This window comes from Mesorhizobium sp. M7A.F.Ca.MR.148.00.0.0 (assembly GCF_003997735.1).
Lineage (GTDB): Bacteria > Pseudomonadota > Alphaproteobacteria > Rhizobiales > Rhizobiaceae > Mesorhizobium.
Genome location: NZ_RZTB01000180.1, coordinates 1 through 1,170 on the forward strand (window position 1 = coordinate 1; position 1,170 = coordinate 1,170).

Sequence of the window (1,170 nt, forward strand, 5' to 3'; positions counted from 1 at the left end):
GATTAACATCGTCAGCCGCTAATACGCAGGCACGATAGTTCGTCAAACACTGTGCGAGAGAGCTACCTGCAATTTCGGTGGTAACGAGATCTTCGATCATCCCGGCTCCGATGTTGTTTGGCGCAAGATGGTAGGCGAAACGTCGTTGACCAGATTCGCAAAAGTTTGTCTGGCGAAGATTTTGCGACACCGCACCGAATCCAAATTGGTCGGCTGAATCAACAACCGCATCAAGGCGCCCTACCGGATTCTGCTCTGCGTCGGCAAACACACCCACTCGACCAAACCGCCCAGCACCTTCGCCCACATCATCCAGAACCTTTCGCATCACCCGCACGGATCGGGCTAGGTTCGCCACGCCTTTGAAGCACGTGAGAATCACCTGATCTATCGGTGTGTGCAGCAGCGCAAGGTAGGCTTCAATAAAACCCACCTCTGCTTGACCCTCCGCCATCAACAGTCTGGTTGCATTGGGACGAGTTGAAGCATCTGGCTTCTCAACCAGATATTCGGTCACCGCAACTCTCCATCAATCGCAAGGGCGGTTCCGATCTCTTCCCCCCTAAACACGGTACTCCGTCGTCCCGTTTTAGTTCTGGTAAACCTCACCACACATAAATCGTGGAAATTCAGCTCGCTTGCAGCCTCTGCAAAAGCTGAAATCATCTCACCGGAATGTGTGGAGCAAAAGCATTGGATACCGGTCGATTTACTTCCGGTGATAACAATTTTGGCCAAATCTTTTAAAAGCGTGTGGTGGATTCCATTCTCAATCTCATCTACTATAAATATCCCATTGTGTGCGTTTGTTGAGATTCCAGCACCAATCTTTAGTAAATTAAAAAAACCAGCGCCAACTCCAGATAGAGGCATCAAATAGTCTCTGCCGATATCGAGATAGATTTCGCTGAATGATGTTTCTGACAAGGCAAATATGTTTGATATTGCGGGCTCAATACCTCTCATCATCGAAACTAGACCTTCAATTCTTTTTTCCTTCGTCAACTTAGTTATTTGCTGATGCACCTGCTCGAACAGATCGATCTGATAGGGCGGGATGAAATGCCCGTTCACCACATCAGATTGCCCGGAGTTTGAAAACGAGACGGACGGGCCAACAGCGGGAGCAGCATTTTGGCCGGAAGCTGCGTCGACGCCTACCTGTATACC

At 49.3% G+C, this 1,170-nt stretch carries 2 protein-coding genes; both read right to left on the reverse strand.

What is annotated here, in order from left to right; translation table 11 throughout:
• On the reverse strand, positions 1-517 hold a 517-nt coding region (locus tag EOB49_RS31845), incomplete at its 3' end, for a DUF3226 domain-containing protein (RefSeq protein ID WP_164781879.1).
• Positions 514-1,074 carry an AAA family ATPase gene (locus EOB49_RS31850; RefSeq protein WP_127383306.1) on the reverse strand — a complete coding sequence of 187 codons (561 nt, stop codon included), beginning with the start codon at positions 1,072-1,074 and terminating at the stop codon, positions 514-516. The genes EOB49_RS31845 and EOB49_RS31850, both read right to left, overlap by 4 nt.
• Between the last annotated feature and the right edge of the window lie 96 nt (positions 1,075-1,170).